15 protein-coding genes and 1 pseudogene are annotated in these 16,843 nt (G+C 41.5%); 10 read left to right on the forward strand and 6 right to left on the reverse strand.

Annotated elements, in window-relative coordinates:
- Positions 1-25: 25 nt before the first annotated feature.
- A complete protein-coding gene (locus tag WH223_RS17400) occupies positions 26-1,303 on the forward strand; it encodes a DUF2851 family protein (protein WP_340049116.1) in 1,278 nt (425 codons plus the stop codon).
- On the opposite strand, the gene WH223_RS17405 is transcribed toward WH223_RS17400, so the two are convergent.
- Entirely contained in the window at positions 1,300-1,953 is a 654-nt protein-coding gene (locus WH223_RS17405) for an ankyrin repeat domain-containing protein (protein WP_340049117.1), read from the reverse strand. The two genes, WH223_RS17400 and WH223_RS17405, sit on opposite strands and share 4 nt — an antisense overlap.
- 428 nt (positions 1,954-2,381) lie before the next feature.
- Here WH223_RS17405 and WH223_RS17410 point away from each other — a divergent pair, with 428 nt between their 5' ends.
- From WH223_RS17410 to WH223_RS17445, 8 genes are all read left to right on the forward strand, one after another.
- A complete protein-coding gene (locus tag WH223_RS17410; protein ID WP_340049118.1) occupies positions 2,382-2,948 on the forward strand; it encodes a UbiX family flavin prenyltransferase in 567 nt (188 codons plus the stop codon).
- A 211-nt stretch (positions 2,949-3,159) separates the two neighbouring features.
- The gene (locus tag WH223_RS17415; RefSeq protein ID WP_340049119.1) at positions 3,160-4,428 is read left to right on the forward strand and encodes a dihydroorotase; all 1,269 of its coding nucleotides are present in this window, start codon (positions 3,160-3,162) and stop codon (positions 4,426-4,428) included.
- Positions 4,429-4,431: 3 nt separating this feature from the next.
- Positions 4,432-5,100, forward strand: coding sequence for a hypothetical protein (locus tag WH223_RS17420; protein WP_340049120.1), 669 nt, complete (start codon positions 4,432-4,434; stop codon positions 5,098-5,100).
- Positions 5,101-5,108: 8 nt separating this feature from the next.
- Positions 5,109-5,738 (forward strand): DUF4199 domain-containing protein, encoded by a 630-nt coding sequence (locus WH223_RS17425; protein ID WP_340049121.1) that lies wholly within the window; start codon positions 5,109-5,111, stop codon positions 5,736-5,738.
- Between the two features lie 104 nt (positions 5,739-5,842).
- The gene (locus WH223_RS17430) at positions 5,843-6,793 is read left to right on the forward strand and encodes a glycosyltransferase family 2 protein (RefSeq protein ID WP_340049122.1); all 951 of its coding nucleotides are present in this window, start codon (positions 5,843-5,845) and stop codon (positions 6,791-6,793) included.
- A 1-nt stretch (position 6,794) separates the two neighbouring features.
- Entirely contained in the window at positions 6,795-7,790 is a 996-nt protein-coding gene (locus WH223_RS17435; RefSeq protein ID WP_340049123.1) for a glycosyltransferase, read from the forward strand.
- A gap of 57 nt (positions 7,791-7,847) precedes the next feature.
- Positions 7,848-8,114 carry a hypothetical protein gene (locus tag WH223_RS17440; protein WP_340049124.1) on the forward strand — a complete coding sequence of 89 codons (267 nt, stop codon included), beginning with the start codon at positions 7,848-7,850 and terminating at the stop codon, positions 8,112-8,114.
- A gap of 2 nt (positions 8,115-8,116) precedes the next feature.
- The gene (locus WH223_RS17445) at positions 8,117-8,884 is read left to right on the forward strand and encodes an MBL fold metallo-hydrolase (RefSeq protein ID WP_340049125.1); all 768 of its coding nucleotides are present in this window, start codon (positions 8,117-8,119) and stop codon (positions 8,882-8,884) included.
- Between the two features lie 76 nt (positions 8,885-8,960).
- On the opposite strand, the gene WH223_RS17450 is transcribed toward WH223_RS17445, so the two are convergent.
- The 5 genes and pseudogenes from WH223_RS17450 to WH223_RS17470 form a co-directional block, all read right to left on the reverse strand.
- Positions 8,961-9,644, reverse strand: a complete 684-nt coding sequence (locus WH223_RS17450) for a 2-C-methyl-D-erythritol 4-phosphate cytidylyltransferase (protein WP_340049127.1) — start codon at positions 9,642-9,644, stop codon at positions 8,961-8,963.
- Positions 9,645-9,682: 38 nt separating this feature from the next.
- A pseudogene (gene putP, locus WH223_RS17455) lies at positions 9,683-11,185 on the reverse strand (sodium/proline symporter PutP).
- 56 nt (positions 11,186-11,241) lie between these two features.
- Entirely contained in the window at positions 11,242-14,277 is a 3,036-nt protein-coding gene (locus WH223_RS17460; protein ID WP_340049128.1) for an SMC family ATPase, read from the reverse strand.
- A 2-nt stretch (positions 14,278-14,279) separates the two neighbouring features.
- Complete coding sequence (locus WH223_RS17465; RefSeq protein ID WP_340049129.1) at positions 14,280-15,506, reverse strand: metallophosphoesterase family protein; 1,227 nt, start codon at positions 15,504-15,506, stop codon at positions 14,280-14,282.
- A gap of 78 nt (positions 15,507-15,584) precedes the next feature.
- The gene (locus WH223_RS17470) at positions 15,585-15,872 is read right to left on the reverse strand and encodes a SelT/SelW/SelH family protein (protein WP_340049130.1); all 288 of its coding nucleotides are present in this window, start codon (positions 15,870-15,872) and stop codon (positions 15,585-15,587) included.
- Between the two features lie 253 nt (positions 15,873-16,125).
- Between WH223_RS17470 and WH223_RS17475 the strand changes: the two genes are divergently transcribed.
- On the forward strand, positions 16,126-16,812 hold the full coding sequence (locus WH223_RS17475; RefSeq protein ID WP_340049132.1) for a carboxylesterase family protein: 687 nt from the start codon (positions 16,126-16,128) through the stop codon (positions 16,810-16,812).
- The last annotated feature ends 31 nt before the right edge of the window (positions 16,813-16,843 follow it).

Genomic DNA, 16,843 nt, shown 5'->3' on the forward strand with positions numbered 1-16,843 from the left:
CGCTCTTTTTTAAGTAGCTTTAGGTATGATTGCAGAAGAATTCCTACATTTCGTCTGGCAATTACGGCTTTTTAACCAATTAAACCTATTTAGCCAAGCAGGCGAAGTTATCCGTATAGTACATCCCGGTCGGCACAATAAAGATGCTGGTCCCGACTTTCTACATGCCGTTGTTAGCATCAATGACTGGGAGTGGCATGGCCATGTAGAGATGCATGTGGATGGAGCCGATTGGAATCGCCATCAGCATCAAAATGATACAGCCTACAATAATGTCGTTCTTCATGTGGTCATGCATAATCCCGTGCCTGTTTGTCGTGCCGACGGAACCTTTATTCCTACGCTGGTATTAGCCGATTATCTAGATCCCAATTTAATATACCGCTATGCGGATATGATGAAAAGCCTCTCGTGGATACCTTGTGCGGCCCAGCTACCTACCGTGGAAGCTATTCATAAGTTCCAAACGCTGGATCGTGCTTTGCTGGGACGCCTCGAGCAGAAAGCGCTATTTGTGGAAGGCTTGTGGAAAGAAACACTCGGCGATTGGGAGCGCACCTTGTTTATGATGTTGTGCCGAGCTTTTGGCATGAAGGTGAACGCTGACGTGTTTCTAGACTTTGCCAAAGACTTGAATTTCGATTTATTACGCAAATATCATCATCATCAGTTTAAGTTGGAAGCGCTATGTTACGGACAGGCGGGGCTGTTGACCGGAAAGCTGAAAGATCCCTATATATTGAGCTTGCGCGAAGAGTATCGCTATCTGCAGCAGTTACATGGGCTGAAGACGCAGGTGGAACTCAACTGGCGTTCTATGCGGATGCGTCCATTTAACTTTCCTGCTTTTCGGATGGCGCAATTGTTGGCTTTGTATGCTCGTTATCCTTATTTCTTCCAGCGGGTCATGGATGCGACGGCGCTATCGCAATTGACCGTTCCAATGCTCGCCATTCAGGCGTCAGCCTATTGGGAAGATCATTTTTCTTTTGGAAGGAAGGCGCCACATCATGCCACAAAGCTGACGAAGTCATTTGTGGAACACCTAACGATAAACGTCTTTGTGCCGCTTGTTTATACTTATGGCAAAATTGTAGGAGAGGTGGATATGCAGCAGCGTGCTTTAGACTGGCTCATGGAGATGCCTGCAGAAGATAATAAGATAACACGGAAGTTTGTGGCTATCGGAATGCCTATAGAAAAGGCTGCCGACTCTCAAGCGGTATTGCACCTGCATGCACAATATTGTTTAGCGAAGCGCTGTCTCCACTGTGTTGTCGGCAACGCTCTACTAAAACCTTAGCCTACGCGAAGAATTTCGGCTATTTCTTTATATCCTTTGTCTTGTGCAAGGTCTGAAGCATAAAAGCCGTTGTCTGTTTTCACTTGGATGTTAGCTCCATTTTCTAAAAGGACAATAATCATTTCTATATTTCCCTGCTGCGCAGCGATGTGTAAAGGCGTTATGCGTGCATTTTGGGTTACGTTAACTTCTGCACCCGCTTCAATAAGCATTTTCCCTATCCGATCATATTGGCCTGTTATCGCAGTATGTAGTGGGTAAACCTGATAACCATTCTGTGACGGGATATTAGGGTCGGCATGAGCAGCTAATAGTAGTCGCACAACGTCCTCCTGTCCGAAATGCGTAGCAATGCCTAGAGGGGTGAAGCCATGTGAAGATACCTCATCGATAACATCAGGTTTCTGTGCAATCATCATCTCCACCTGCTGCGTAAACCCGATAGCACAAGCTTCGTGAATCGTAATCGTAGTAAGGTGATTCAATATTGTTTTTATGACCTGATCTTTATGATAATAGCAGGCTAAAAGTAAAGGAGATATTTCATGACTGGTTTTTTCACGTAAAAGCTCGGGATGGTGAACCAGTAAGATCTCCAAGTCATGATGGTTTCCAGTTTCAATGTATTCTTCTAACTTCAGTAAGCTCATCCGTATAATCTTTGTTACTAATTAAGTAAAAAAATACCAATAGTTATTCGAATGTTAATAATATTCATTTTGTTAAGAAGTTAAGGCCTTGATTTACAGTTGTTGAATATCAATAAATTTCAAACGTAAATTCTTGTAGCGACAAGCGCTTGTAGTCGGACTACTACAAGTAATAAAAAGTAGCTATTAGTAATTTGCCTATCCTAATAATTAACTTATTTTTGTAATGCCCTCCCCAAGGGCATGTTTTTCATAGGTAGATGTAGGGTCGAATACTTCTTATTCGGCCCTTCTTTTTTTTATTGATTTTCAATTCATTTTTGTCCCTTTATTTTATGCTTATTTAGGATGGCTGAGGTTTTTTGCGCAGTTCTACGCAAAAGAAATAAAGGAATGAGCCTGCTTTTTTGTATTTTTGTGCAACGAATATGAAGCAAAAGAAGAAAATAGTTGTAGCCGTTACCGGAGCTAGCGGATCGATATATGCCAAAGTGTTACTCGATAAATTAATCTTGCTTGCCGACCAAGTGCAGGAAGTAGGAGTGGTGATGTCTGATAATGCGAAGGATGTATGGAAATTTGAACTCGAGAATGAGGCCTACAAAGATTATCCTTTTACGTTTTATAATAAGCATGATTTTATGGCACCTTTTGCTTCTGGGTCTGCTAATTATGAAGCGATGATTGTTGTTCCTGCTTCTATGGGTACCTTAGCACGTATCGCACATGGCATCTCTTCCGATTTAACAACGCGTGCCGCGGATGTTATCTTGAAAGAGCGTAGAAAGCTTATCATGGTGACCCGTGAGACGCCTCTGAGCACCATTCATATTCAAAATATGCAAAGCGTAACACAGGCTGGAGGGATCATCTGTCCGGCAAGTCCGTCTTTTTATAGTTTGCCGAAAAGCTTTGAAGAGCTAGCTGCTACGGTTGTCGATCGGGTTCTTTCCCTTTGTGATATTCAGGTAGATAGTTTTTCTTGGGGCGAATAATGATAAAAATAGCGAAATTCAAAGAACGGTATTAATTAAATTTTGTACATTTGTTCTTCAATGAAACAGCTCTCAAAAATGGTTGATTACAGTCAATATTTCATTGGTTTTTCGCTCGAAAAAGGGGAATGCTGGTTTCATAATTTTCGAATTCCATCCTATTTAAGGTTTAATCTGAACTTGCTGACTTTAAAATATTTACATCGTATTTATGAATAATGTATTAATTTCTTCCGCTAGACTAGTGTTGCCTGGACATCAACAGCACGGAAAAATTGTAGATATCCGTATTGAACAAGGACAAATCCGTGAGATTGCCGATAAAATTAATGCGAACACCGACCAGTTACAGGTGATTGATGCCCAAGGGGCCATCGTGACGGCTGGTTTTTTTGACCTGAATAGTAATTTTGGTGAGCCAGGACTGGAAACCAAAGAAGATATCGCAACCGGTACGGCAGCAGCAGCAGCGGCAGGTTTTACCGAGGTAGCGATCCACCCGAATACAAATCCTCCACTACACAGCCGTTCTGAAATTGCACTAGTCGTTAACACGGCTAAAGGTAACCTCGTGAATGTGTTTCCAATCGGTAGCTTAAGTAAAAAGCGCGAAGGAAAAGAGCTTGCAGAGTTGTATGATATGAAAACGGTAGGTGCAGTAGCGTTTAGCGATGGTAATCATAGTGTACAACAAGCCGGTTTAATGGGGCGTGCGCTTCTTTATGCTAAAGGTTTTGATGGCTTGATTATCTCCTTTGCAGAGGATGAATCTATCAGTGGTGGCAACCAGATGAATGAAGGTGAGATGAGTACCTACTTAGGTATGAAAGGAAAGCCTAATCTTTCGGAATCATTAATGGTATCCCGCGATTTACATTTAGCGGAATATAATGAAGCTCCTATTCACTTCACGACTATATCTACCGCTGAGTCAGTAGATTTAATCCGCGCAGCGAAAGCTAACGGTCTGGCTGTAACATGTGATGTGGCGGCACACAACTTGGTGTTGACGGATGATGCGGTAAGCACCTTCGATAGCAACTTTAAAGTAAATCCTCCATTGCGTACCAAAGCAGATGTTGCGGCATTGCTTGATGGAATAAAAGACGGAACAATTGACGCTGTTGTTTCGCAGCACACACCACATGAAGTAGAGTTTAAAAAGGTCGAGTTTCATATCGCTAAGGATGGCATTATTGCTTTCCAAACGGTATTACCTTTCTTAATTCAAGCGGGTTTTACTGCGGAGCAGATTGTCGATAAACTGGTTGTAGGACCACGTAAAGTATTAAAAAGAGAAGTACCTAGTTTGACGGTAGGTGAAGCGGCTAATTTAGTTGTTTTCCACCCTGAAAAAACATGGACTTTTGATGATAAAACGAACAAGTCACGCTCGGCAAATAGTCCATTACTAGGACAGACATTGACGGGTAAGGTACTTGCTGTAATTAACAATAATCAATTCATTGAAAACAAGTAAACGATGGAAGCTAAAGTAAAAAAAGCATTTGAAGCCGGTATTAAGGCCTATGCTAAAGCTGAACAATTGGATGGTGCAGCCTTCGCGGCAGCTTTGGCACCAGTATATGCCTTAGAAAAACCTTTCTTAGATAAAGCAGCCGCTTTGGATGCTGTTTTTGATGATAATCAAGGATTTGAAGAACTTCGCGAAGTATATTTCGATCTATTGATGATCAACTTCTTTGCCGAAGATGTACAGAAATTAGAAGAAGATTATTTGGATTCTCCTGAGTGGGAGGCTATTGAAGAAGAAACTATCGATCGTGGTACAGAATTATTAAATATATTTTTATACCTTAGAGAGTGCGCTGACGATGAAATCGAGCCTTCTTTAGACGACTACTTGAAAGAGTTCTTGCTTGTAGAAGAAGATGAATTTCAAGATGAATATGCTATCTATGAGAAAATAATCGCTAACCAGATTCTAGTAGATAGTAGCTTCGCTGAAATCAGTAAGGTAGCTAAAACATTGACGCACGAGGATGAGTTGAAAGAATTGTTCTATGCTGTAATGAGTTTCTTTAATGAGCCAGCACCTTCTGAAGGTACATTAGCTACGTATGAAGAGGCTGCAGAGAATAAAGCTTACGACACCGCTATTTACCAAATTATTGTAAACTTTAATAAATAACTTGTTTTATGAATCAAGATTTAAACGCTGACTTTCCTGCCGAGGAGATTAAAAAAGAAGGAATTAAATATGGGGTATACCTAGGTATCATCTCTTTGGTTGTTAGTATCGTATCCTTATACGTTTTGGGTAATGCAACAAATTTTAAAGTCGCTTCTATCACTACAGGTGGTATTGGTTTTGTCTTAATGATTGCACTATCTTCTTACTTCGCTGTATTATTGCGTCGTGTAGCAGGTGGATTTTGGTCGTTCAGCCAGGCTTTGAAAGGTATCTTTACGTTTTTAGCGATTTCTGTTATTATTTCGAGCTTAGGTTCAGCAATCTTTGGCTTGGTTAATCCAGAACCTCAGCAAGTTGTATTCGATAAGACGATTAACTTCACTATCGAAACGATGGAGAGCGTAGGCGCAGATGAGGATCTTATTGATAAACAAGTTGCTGATTTAGAGAAAACAAGAGACGAGATGAGAAGCTTCTCTATCGGTCAAACGTTAAAAGGATTAGGTGTAAACTTAATTATGTTTTTCGTTCTTGCACTTATCTATGCAGCGGTTTTAAAAAGAGAAAAGCCTGCTTTCCTACGTGTATCAACAGATGAGAACGGTAATTCAACGATAGAGAAAGAAGAAATTTAAGAATAATTTATTAAAAAAGGGTTGTCACGAGCCTGCATAACAACGAGGAGCTTCGGCTGCCTCAGCGGAGCGGATGGTGACAATCCTTATTTTTTTTAGCATATATGGATATATCGGTTGTTGTCCCTTTGTATAACGAAGAGGAATCCTTACCAGAATTAACAGATTGGATTCGTCGTGTGATGAATCAACATCAGTTTTCGTACGAGATTATATTAATCGATGATGGGAGTAATGATACTTCATGGTCAGTGATAGAGAAACTTAAGGAGCAGCATGAGCAGATTTCTGCCGTTAAATTTAGACGGAATTATGGTAAATCTGCGGCTTTAAATGTAGGCTTTAGCATGGCTGAAGGTGACGTTGTTATTACCATGGATGCTGACTTGCAAGATAGCCCTGATGAGATTCCTGCTTTGTATGATAGGGTGATGAATCAAGGTGCTGACTTGGTGTCGGGCTGGAAACAGAAACGTTATGACCCCATTACAAAGACACTTCCTACGAAGCTTTTTAATGCTGCTACGCGTAGCATGTCGGGTATTCATAACCTACACGATTTCAACTGTGGCCTTAAGGCTTACAAGAAAGATGTCGTGAAGAGCATAGAGGTTTATGGAGAGATGCACCGTTACATTCCTGTATTGGCTAAATGGGCTGGTTTCTCTAATATTCAAGAGCAGGTGGTGCAACACTATCCGCGTAAGTATGGAACAACGAAATTTGGTGCTGGACGCTTTGTCAAAGGGTTTTTAGATTTAATGTCTATATTCTTTGTCGGTAAGTTTGGAAAACGCCCGATGCACTTTTTTGGCGCTATAGGCTCGTTGAGCTTTCTTATCGGTTTTGTGATTACATTTTACCTTATCGCGGAAAAGTTGATGAGTATTGCGAAAGGAACGGCCTACCGTAATGTGACCGATCAGCCTTTATTCTACTTATCGTTAGTTGCTATTCTGATTGGTACGCAGCTGTTTTTAACGGGGTTTGTGGCCGAGTTGGTTTCTCGAAACTCTGTTGATCGCAATAAATATCATATCGCCAAGATAATCTAACATGTTCTTTTCTATTATTATTCCCTTATACAATAGGCCTCAAGAGATTCGAGAGCTGTTAGCTTCTTTGGAGAAGCAATTGTATAAGGATTTTGAGGTTATTATCGTGGAGGACGGTTCTACTGTTCCGGCCGCTGATATTGTGCGTTCTTTCCAAGATCGTTTATATATACACTACTTTGTAAAAGAAAATGAAGGCCAAGGCTTTGCCCGAAATTATGGCTTTGCGCATGCTAAAGGCGATTACTTCATTGTCTTTGATTCGGATGTCATTGTGCCCAACGACTATCTTCAGCAGGTGCTTAAAGGCCTTGAAGTAGAGAAATGGGATGCCTTTGGTGGTCCTGATGCGGCGCATGACTCCTTTACCGTGATGCAAAAGGCTATTTCCTATTCCATGACGAGTCCTTTCACAACAGGGGGGATTCGTGGTAATAAGAAGCATGTCGGTCAGTTTCATCCGCGTAGCTTTAATATGGGCTTATCACGCGTTGTTTATAATCAGACACGCGGTTTCAAATTGTCTAGACGCTCCGAGGATATAGAGTTTAGTATTCGTATGCTGGAGGAAGGGTTCCGTGTTGGATTAATTCCGGATGCTTTTGTCTACCATAAGCGACGCACAAACTTGGTTCAGTTCTTCAAGCAGACATATTCGTTTGGTAAAGGGCGCATTGATATCTTTAAACTGTACCCGAAAGAATTAAAAGCCGTGCATGCTTTGCCTACGGTTTTTGTGCTAGGCTTATTTTGTTTAATCTTGCTTAGTCTCGCTAATGCATGTACCGCAGGTGCTTGTTTGCCCTTGTCTATATTGACACAAATAGGTGGTTTGTTTTTAGCGCTTTATACCGCTTTCTTGTTTCTACATGCATGGTCGGTTACAAAACACCTTTATGTAGCATGTTTAAGTGTACTGGCGGCTTACACCCAACTTATAGCCTACGGGACAGGTTTTATAGTGAATTTTGTACAGCGCATACTATTGAAAAAATAAAGCGCTGAACCTTCCTATAATGCTTTTAATTTTATAATTTGTTCAAAAAAAATAATCTTGATTTCATTTACACAACATAATTTAGGGAAACTGGAAGACCTTTTTAATGATTTAGGCTATAAACTGCGTTATGAAAAAGGATCCTTCCGCACGGGGGCTTGTTTAATTCAGAGTAATAAGGTGGTTATGGTCAATAAATTTTCTAATTTAGAGGTGCGTATTCAATCATTGATTCAATTGTTGAAAGAACTAGCTGTAGATGAAACTTTGCTAGACGATAAGAAGAAAGAGTTTTATAAAATCATAAAGAAGATAGGGGAATAGCGTTGAAAGTTACATTTTTAGGAACAGGAACTTCTCAAGGTGTGCCGGTGATAGCCTGCCATTGTGCCGTCTGTCAATCGACAGACCCTAAGGATAACCGCTTGCGTAGTGCTGTATTGATTGAATATGATGATCAGACTCTTGTCGTAGATACGGGGCCTGATTTCCGCTACCAGATGTTGCGCGCAAAAGTACAACACCTGGATGCTATCCTGATTACTCACTCGCATAAAGATCATATTGCTGGTCTCGATGATGTACGTGCTTTTAATTACTTTCAGCAAGAGGCGCTACCGGTTTATGGTTCTGTAGCTAGCCATGATGCGCTGAAGCGTGAATTCTATTATGCGTTCTCTGATTTTAAATATCCCGGTATTCCTCAGCTCGAGTTGAAAGAGCTATCCTCAGGTGTTCCTTTTGCAGTTGGTAAAAAGGAGATTATGCCTGTTGAGGTGATGCATCACCTGATGCCTGTATTGGGATTCCGTATCGGTAACTTCGCTTATATTACGGATGCAAAGACGGTATCTGAAAGCAGCAAAGCTTTATTGGAAGGGGTAGAGGTCTTAGTGATTAATGCGCTACAGGAAGAACCGCATATCTCTCATTTTACAAAAGACGAAGCATTGGCTTTCGCCAAAGAAATAAAAGCTAAAGAAACATATTTGACACACATTAGTCATCGCTTTGGTAAGCATGAAGCTATTCAAGCGAAACTTCCTGAAGGTGTTTTCGTAGCCTATGATCAGTTGGTGCTAACGATCGACTAAGGACATTTAAGGTTATATAAAAAAAAAAGAAGGATGGGTATGTCAATTGACGAATCCATCCTTCTTTTTTTGCTATTTATTTACCGAGCAGTAATGCGGCAATTTCCAAATCTTCTGGAAAGGTAATCTTCATGTTTTTCTGTTCACCGGGTATAATATGTATCGGATGCCCTAATTTTTCTACGACTGATGCATCATCCGTAAATAGCGGGCTCTCTGCTTGCGCAAAGGCTTCTTCTAAGAGCTCTAAGCGAAATGTTTGCGGTGTTTGTGCCGACCATACTTGCGTGCGATCTACGGCTTTATTTACGCTATTATCGCCAATACGTATGGAGTTGCTGCTGGCTAAAGCGACGATGCAGGCACCGTGCTCCCTTGCGCAGGCATACGATTGGTCAATCAAGGACGGACTTATCAAGGGGCGCGCTGCGTCATGGATAGCGATTAAGCTGTCTACTGCAGCATCTTGCGCTAGAATAAATTGAATTCCATTTTTGACGCTTTGAAAACGTGTACTGCCTCCTTCGATAATCTCGTGTTCTATTTCGAATGCATATTTAGCACATAAGGATTGCCAGTATGCACGCATATCTTTGTGCAGAACGAGTACCAACTTGACTTGGCTTTCGCTTTTAGCGAATTGCGCAAGCGTATGCATCAATACGGGTTTCCCGGCAAGCAATTGATACTGCTTGGGTATATCCAATCCCATTCTACTTCCCGTTCCGCCGGCCACTATAAGGGCATATTTTGTTTGCATACGTTATTTTATAAATTTAATTGTTCGTTGGCTATCGTTTAATTTTGCTGCTTCACTAACTTTTCTACTTCATCAAATTCCGCCTGTATACTCGGGTCTTCTTTTTTAGTTAGTATGGACACGATGATATTAACGGACAAACCTAGGATAAAACCTGGAATAATTTCATAGATATCTTTGTAATTATGCGGTAGGTAGACCCAGGCTAGTACCGTGATACCACCAACCAGCATTCCTGAAAGAGCGCCCCACTTCGTCGATTGTCTCCATAATAGCGCTAATAGTATAACAGGGCCAAAGGCGGCACCAAATCCAGCCCACGCATTTCCGACGAGGGCTAAGATGCTATCTTTTGGGTGAATGGATAAGATATATGCTATAATAGCAACAAGTAGAACCGATAGACGGCTGATGAGTAATAGGTTTTTTGGAGAGGCCTTTTGATTAATAAAGGCGTGATAGATGTCCTCGGTCAACGAGCTAGAAGTTACGAGCAGCTGAGACGATATGGTGCTCATGACAGCAGCCAATATTGCTTATAACAAGAAGCCGCCAATCAAAGGATGTAAAAGAATACGCGACAGATGTATGAAGATTGTCTCGGCGTGTTCCTTAGAGCCATCAAATAGGGCCATCTTGCTTGGATCAAACTGGTAGAGGTAAGCAATACCGACGAGGCCTACAAGCATCGCTCCACCAACCGTAAAAATCATCCAGGTGATACCAATACGTCTGGCTTTGGTAAGGTCACTGATCTTGTCTATCGCCATAAAGCGAACTAAAATATGAGGTTGTCCAAAATAACCTAAGCCCCAGGCGAGGAGCGAAAAGATACCGATGCTGGTTGTTCCCGAAAGGAGATGTAGATAGTTGGGGTCTTTTGCTTTGATGATGCTCATCGCATTGCTAACACCTCCGAGTTCACTGAATAAGACAATAGGGATAATGACTAACGCTAAAACCATAATCGTGCCCTGTACAAAGTCGGTTAAGCTTACAGCAAGAAATCCACCGATAAAAGTGTAAAAGACAACCACAAGGCTGGTAACTAATAGGCCGGTATGGTAGTCAATACCAAAAGCAGACTCGAATAGCCTACCTCCAGAAACCATTCCTGCAGCGGTGTATAAAGTGAAGAAAATCAGAATAAAAAGACTCGATGTTATCTTCAGTAATTTTGTCTTGTCTTTAAATCTGTTCTCTAAGAAAACAGGTATGGTAATGGAGTTGCTTGCCACTTCGGTATACGCACGTAGACGTGGAGCGACCAAGATATAGTTTAGAAAAGCACCAAGAGTAAGCCCTATAGCGATCCAGGAGGCAGAAATCCCTGAAATATACATAGCTCCAGGTAAGCCCATCAATAGCCAGCCACTCATGTCGGCTGCGCCAGCAGAAAGGGCCGTTACGGCCGGCCCCATTTTCCGTCCTCCAATCAAAAAATCATCTGAGTTCTGTGCTGACTTTCGATAAGAGTAAATACCAATAAGGATCATTAAAAGCATGTACGATCCAATTGAAATAAGTTCACTTGTATTCATAGATTTGTGTTTTCCGTAATTTAATGAATATTTAGCACAAGTGTCCTCTTAGGATTTTAGTTGTACTGCACCTGACTTCCTTTTTCTTTATCGTTTTTCACCGTTATAGATGAAGGGATACGCTCTTTTAATTCTTCCACATGGGAGATGATGCCTACAATTCTATTTTCTTTATGAAGGTACTGTAACGTTTCAAATACGGTGTTGATACTGTCTGTGTCTTGCGTTCCAAATCCTTCGTCAATGAAGAAGAAGTTACGGTCGGCTTTATTGAGTGCCTGTATATTTTCGGCCAGCGCTAAAGCTAGGCATAGAGAGGCTTGAAAACTTTGTCCGCCGGATAAGGTTTTGACGGATCTTTTAAATCCATTATTCAGAAAATCAATAACTTCAAATTCATTACTTTCATTGATTGTTAAGCTGAGGCTATTGCGCGTTAAGCGGTGGAAGCGCTCATTAGCAATACTACATAGGCGTTGCAAATGGATGCTCGATACATAGTTGACGAAGCCTGCTCCGCGGAATAGATTTTCTAATGTCGTCAGGTTGCTCTTACGTATGCTGAGCTGCTGGTAGTCTTCCAATAGTCTTTCCTTCTTCTCAACTTCCACTTGGAGCTGCGTGCATTCACTTTCTAAAGCTCCGGTACTGCGCACCTGTAGTTCTAGTTCTTCTTGCTTCAAGATGAAGAGCTCGCTTTTTTGTTTGAATTCCTCCTCACTATAGTTGTCGCCTTCAATGAGCTGTTGTAGTTCTTCAATTTTGTTCTGTACAAGCTGCACCTTCATCGCAAAATCTTGAATACGCTGACGAATTTCTTCGGTATTAAGGTTTTTCTGTAATACCTGCTGCACCTGCATGGTATCGTTGAAGCCGTGCTCATTCAGTAGGGCGGATATTTCAGCTTGTTTTTCCTTTTGGAGCTGTGCCAGTTGTTGAAACTGTTCTTTCGCCATATTACGCTCGGCATTGACGGCGGCAAGCTCGGTACGTAGCTGTTGCAGGACTTCATTGATGCTGATGTAGCTTTTTTCTAAGAAAGCCAATCGGTCTGCCACACGTTCTTTTTGCTCGGCTAAGGCTATTTCCGTTTTATTTTTGAAATCTTCTGCCTTCAGGTAGCGCAACTGCCCTAAGTTTTGGGCAATTAAGCTATCTAGAACGACAATTTTTTGTTCAAATTCGGCTAGGGAGCCTTTATATTTTTCTATTTTTCCTTGAACAGTGCTCAGCTGTTGACGCAGGTCTTTTATTTCTTGCTCTATGGAGCGTATGCGTTCTTCGGCAAGTTGGTTTTCCTGCTTGTAGGTTAAGAAAATAGATTTATCGGTCGGGGAGAAGTCGCTCCAACTGAATACGTCAAGATGTTGCTTTTGGCGATGCTCACTATCCGTCAATTTAACGTCTGCTTGCGCTGCTTGCGTCTGCTTGTCTTTGAGGCGTGTCGCCGATCGCGTCAGCTGATTGACATTCAGTTTCAGTTCGCTAATTTCCTTTCTGATATTATTTTTTTCTTGCTGTAACGACTGGCTTTTACTTGCGAGGTCATCAGAAACCATCGGTTGTGGATGATCTAAAGAGCCACACAGCGGACAGCTATGGCCGTCTTCCAAATTGTCGGCAAACTCTGCAAGTTTTAGTTGCACGTTTAGCTGCGTTTCCTCTTCTTGTAGTTGATGAAGGTATTTTTCTAGATTTTTTTCTTGTTCAGCTAGTTGCTCTTCCCAAGTCTCAAATAGTAAGTTTTGCTTCGTGAATTCTGCACCAATGCTTTCTATTTCTGCTACGTATAGCTTTTTGTTTTCTGCATTTTCAATGATTTGCGCCTTTAGCGTTTCATCTGTTTGGTACCAATTTTCAATGGCTAATAGTGCTGTAGTATCAGCCTTACCATTCTTTAATTCATCGAGGCCTAATTCCTTTTCAAAGATGCTTTTTTGTAATTCGGCTTCTTGAGCTTGTTCTTTTTCAACAACAGGTTTGCCATCTTGAACACGCTTGTTTAAGACGTTTAGTTCTTTGGCATGCTCTGCATTAGCAATAAGCAATTTAAGGTCTTCAACTTCGGCACGGAAGAATTCTAAGCGCTGAAAGTCATCAGCAATAGCTAACCACTCTTTTTCTTTCTGCTCCAACTGATGAAGCGTTGTGCGCTTTTTCGTCGTTAGTTGTTCAAGCTTGTAGGTAAGCTGTTCTTTATCCTTATTTAGTGTAAAAGCTACGTTTAGCAACTCTCGGAATACACGATTTGTATTTTCATAAACACGCAATTCATTATCGAGCTGCGTGATGCGTGCCTTATCTTGATTGAGCAGGGTAAACTCTTCTTGCTTGGCTTGTAGATTTAAACGATTCTGACGGTTGTCGGCCAATGTTTTGCATTGACTCTCCAATTGCTGCGTAATCGTCTTTAAATCCAGCAAAGCACGTTGAGCCGATTCTAGTGCTACAAGTTTCTCTTGCAGCTTCTCGACGCTCACCGTTTCAAAACCCGATAAGGCGCCCCTGAGGTGCTCTAGCTTGCTGTTGTTTGTGCGTTGCAGTACCGCCGTTTTCGGACCTAAATCAAATCTGTTGAGGTTGAAAATCTCTTTCATCATATAGGAGCGCTCTTTGCCTTTCAGCTCGAGAAACTCCTTAAATTGACCCTGCGGAATGATGATCGTTCTGCGGAAGTTGGCGTAGCTAAGGTTGGTAACTAAAGCGCCTTCGGCAGATTCCATAGGCACCCAGTTGTCACCAATCCACTCGTAGGAAAGACGCTCCAAGGTGCTTGTCTCCTCAAATTTCTTTTTGCGCTTCCATTGCGCTACAAATCGGAATTTGCGGTTTTCAAAGTTTAAAAAATCAAATACGATACAAGCGGCATCTGATTTCAAGTTAAGCATATTGTAGGTACGCTTTTCTTGTTTGTTGAGCCTTTCTGTTTCCCCGTATAGGGCAAAGCCAATAGCCTCTAATATGGATGATTTTCCAGAGCCTACATTTCCGAATATACCGAACAATCCGGTTTCGGTAAGTCTACTGAAATCTATCTCTTGCTTAGTTTGGTAGGAGTATAATCCTTCGATGCTTAAATATAATGGTAACACGCTTAATCCTCCGTTTCATTTGTTGTATGCATCACTTCTTTCAGTAAATCCATAATTTCTGGATTTGCGGTTTGCCCCATGCGATACACAAAGTAATCTTTAAATAGTTGATCGACATCTTGCTCCAAGTTGATGGTAGCTGTCGTTTCTTGTTGTTGATTGGCCTGCTCAATGACAGGGATAATGTGAATGATGCCATCGTGACTTTCCTGAATGCGCTTTAAATCTTTAGAGCTAATAAACTCATTCGTCACTAATGTCAATTCTACCAATGCATAAGGTGTTTCATGCAACCAGCTTACAGCTTGGTCGATATCGCTAAATCTCTTGCGATACAAAGGTCGTCCCGACTGTAAAGTAACAGGGCGGTAGTCTACAGGCTTATTGGGCTCCGCCTCGATGATAACAACCTGTTTTTGCTGACCAGCTTCCGAGAAGGAATAGGCCAAAGGGCTACTGGAGTAAACAACAGGTGCATCATGGCCTCCAATATTTTGAAAGCGGTGTAGGTGTCCTAGCGCTGTATACTGTATTTGTGAAGGAATACCATCACTGTAGACAATATCGGCATTACCAATTTTGATAGGCTTTTCACCTTCGGGTTCTTCCAAGATGGCTCCCCCTTGCTTTAGCATATACAAATGCGCAGTAAGGATATTGACGCCATGGCGGTCACAGAATGCATTCGCTGTTTGCGACCAATGGTCGTGTAATACCTGGTTTAGGGCTACTTCCTTTTGTGTTAACCCTAAATATTGTTTCAGTCGCTGTTCATTGGCGTAAGCGGTATGAACGATGCGTAGGGGATAGTTATATTTTGGGAGCCTCAGCTCTAAAAATCCTTTATCACTATTGACCAACGCGAAGCCATCTTCCAAGCTAAACGTAGGAACATGGGCCTGGGGCAGGCCTATAAAGATGATGCCACACTCACGTGCTAACGGATCTGGGGCGTCGATACGATCGGCGCTATCATGATTGCCGGCAATCGCGATTACTGGTCGCTTGCCTTGGTTGGATAGTTTTCGTAATGTTTTGTAAAGCAGCTCTACGGCTTCAACGGGTGGGTTAAATGTATCGAATAGGTCTCCCGCGATAATAACGGCATCGACCTGTTCATCATCTGCAATAGCGCAGATTTCAGCAAGCACTTGGCGTTGTTCTTCTAATCGGGAAAAGAAGTCTAATCGTTTACCTAAGTGCCAATCTGCTGTATGTAATATCTTCATAAGTGTTATGCTCCTCTATAGAACCATTGTCGGAACAAAATGTTCCGCGGTTCTTATTATTTCTATCCGAAATCAGCCTTATTCAGTAGACTTTTTATCAGAATGACCTAAGCTTTTTGTAGGGCAAGCGATATCACGTACTAGCTGCTTAAGTTCTTTGATTTCGGGGAATGATTTCTGCTCGACACGATCCCAAATAAGGGTATCATCAACATGAATGGTATAGCGACCACTTACCACACTTGGAACAAGCGTAACGCCGTAGATATCTTCAGCGAAAGTGGTGAGTAACTCCTGTGCCATATAGCTAGCACGCAGCAACCAGCCACACTTGGGGCAATATTCAATGCGAATCGTCGATTTCATTGAATAAATATACCATTCATCTCCCGAAAATGGAAAAGCTAGCTTAATAAAAACAGGATTTGCTTAACGTGCAAGGGATTAAAATAACGGTTATTTTCACAGATTAGCCGAGTAGGCTATATCTGTGAATAAAGAGCCTCAATTCATGATTCAATTGTGTTTTTATAAGATTGTCTAGGTTTTTCCAGCCTGTTTTAGTAAGTTTATATCCACAAGACTTCATTTTTATCCTAAAGAAATAAAAAACGTATTGATGATTAAATACATGCTTAGTCTATGTCTACTTTTTAGTGGCATAGCATACGCCCAACAAGAAGCCGTAAAAGGTAAAGCCGCTTATGATTTTTTGTTAGACACCATGAATTATAAAAAGGAAATACGTAGTCCTTTATTGATATTTCTGCATGGCAAAAGTCTTTCTGGCAGTGACCTCAATCGGGTGAAGCGCTACGGAGTGCTTTATGCGAAAAATAGAGGTATCGAAATTCCTTCTTCCGTAATTATCGCACCACAAACTTCTAATGGATGGGATCCTGATAAGGTAAAAGATGTATTGGACTATGCGTTGGCGAACTACAATATTGATCCAAGTAGGGTATATGTTTGTGGTATGAGCATGGGCGGCTATGGCACTTTAGACTTCGTCGGAAAATATCCAGACCAAGTGGCTGCAGCAGTGGCTATTTGTGGAGGTGGCAGTTTGAAGTATGCTAATAATTTAAGCACCGTTCCTGTTTGGATTCAACATGGAAGTGCCGATCGTGCCGTACCGGCTTCTGAATCTAAGAAAATATATCAGGCGATTAAAAAAGCAGACCCTGAGGCTGATGCAAAATTGACAATCATTCCCGGAGGAACGCACGGTAGCGTAGAGCGTCTTTTTCATAACAATGCTATTTACGATTGGATGTTTGGCAAACGTAAACGTGTAAAGTCATAAGGTATTTTTATAATTGATATTAATTTTTATA

The sequence above is a fragment of the Sphingobacterium sp. MYb382 genome, from assembly GCF_037572665.1.
GTDB lineage: Bacteria > Bacteroidota > Bacteroidia > Sphingobacteriales > Sphingobacteriaceae > Sphingobacterium.

Excerpts from the sequence above, each read along its gene's own strand:
- WH223_RS17400 (WP_340049116.1), top strand. The coding sequence starts at position 26 with ATGATTGCAGAAGAATTCCTACATTTCGTCTGGCAATTACGGCTTTTT.
- WH223_RS17415 (WP_340049119.1), top strand. The coding sequence starts at position 3,160 with ATGAATAATGTATTAATTTCTTCCGCTAGACTAGTGTTGCCTGGACAT.
- WH223_RS17430 (WP_340049122.1), top strand. The coding sequence starts at position 5,843 with ATGGATATATCGGTTGTTGTCCCTTTGTATAACGAAGAGGAATCCTTA.
- WH223_RS17470 (WP_340049130.1), bottom strand. The coding sequence starts at position 15,872 with ATGAAATCGACGATTCGCATTGAATATTGCCCCAAGTGTGGCTGGTTG.
- WH223_RS17410 (WP_340049118.1), top strand. The coding sequence starts at position 2,382 with ATGAAGCAAAAGAAGAAAATAGTTGTAGCCGTTACCGGAGCTAGCGGA.
- WH223_RS17435 (WP_340049123.1), top strand. The coding sequence starts at position 6,795 with ATGTTCTTTTCTATTATTATTCCCTTATACAATAGGCCTCAAGAGATT.
- WH223_RS17465 (WP_340049129.1), bottom strand. The coding sequence starts at position 15,506 with ATGAAGATATTACATACAGCAGATTGGCACTTAGGTAAACGATTAGAC.
- WH223_RS17475 (WP_340049132.1), top strand. The coding sequence starts at position 16,126 with ATGATTAAATACATGCTTAGTCTATGTCTACTTTTTAGTGGCATAGCA.
- WH223_RS17420 (WP_340049120.1), top strand. The coding sequence starts at position 4,432 with ATGGAAGCTAAAGTAAAAAAAGCATTTGAAGCCGGTATTAAGGCCTAT.
- WH223_RS17405 (WP_340049117.1), bottom strand. The coding sequence starts at position 1,953 with ATGAGCTTACTGAAGTTAGAAGAATACATTGAAACTGGAAACCATCAT.
- WH223_RS17425 (WP_340049121.1), top strand. The coding sequence starts at position 5,109 with ATGAATCAAGATTTAAACGCTGACTTTCCTGCCGAGGAGATTAAAAAA.
- WH223_RS17450 (WP_340049127.1), bottom strand. The coding sequence starts at position 9,644 with ATGCAAACAAAATATGCCCTTATAGTGGCCGGCGGAACGGGAAGTAGA.